Below are 703 nucleotides of genomic sequence, written 5' to 3'. Positions count from 1 at the left end.
CTCCACGAGCGTGCTGACCGTCTTCCTCGGTCCGTATCTGACGTCGGTCGCCAAGGCGGCGGCCGACCCCGACGGTTTCGTGCACCCACTGGGCATACCCGTGCGGGCGGGCTCGCTGTTCGCGTACTCCGTGTCGGCCTCCATCGTGGTGGCCGTGATCCTGATGCCGATCGTGGGCGCGGCGGCCGACCGTACGGGCCGTAAGAAGCCGTTGCTGGCGGCGGCTGCCTATACGGGTGCCGCGGCGACCGCCGGGATGTTCTTCCTGGACGGCCACCGCTATCTGCTGGGCGCCTTCCTGCTGATCGTGGCGAACGCATCGATCTCGGTGTCGATGGTCCTGTACAACGCCTATCTGCCGCAGATCGCCGAGCCGGAGGAGCGGGACGCGGTCTCCTCGCGCGGCTGGGCCTTCGGCTACACCTCGGGCGCCCTGGTGCTGGTGCTCAACCTGATCCTGTACAGCGGCCACGAGTCGTTCGGGCTGACGGAGTCCGACGCGGTGCGGATCTGTCTCGCCTCGGCGGGTGTGTGGTGGGGCGCCTTCACCCTCGTACCGCTGCGCAGGCTGCGCGACCGGCGGGTGGCGGCGGACGGCGAGGGGGCGGTGGGCTCCGGCTGGAAGCAGCTGCGGGAGACCCTGAAGGACATGCGGCGCCATCCGCTGACGCTCTCGTTCCTGCTCGCCTACCTGGTCTACAAC

Annotated in this window: 1 protein-coding gene; it reads left to right on the top strand. The window is 69.6% G+C overall.

All coding sequences use genetic code 11. The features are described 5' to 3' along the window. Positions 1-703 (top strand): MFS transporter (locus V2J85_RS40305; RefSeq protein WP_330824352.1); only part of this gene is annotated, 703 nt, incomplete at both ends.

Source organism: Streptomyces bugieae, from assembly GCF_036352915.1.
Classification (GTDB): Bacteria; Actinomycetota; Actinomycetes; order Streptomycetales; family Streptomycetaceae; genus Streptomyces; species Streptomyces endophytica.
Note: the sequence above shows the minus strand (reverse complement) of the source record. Positions and strands in the feature narration are given on the sequence as shown.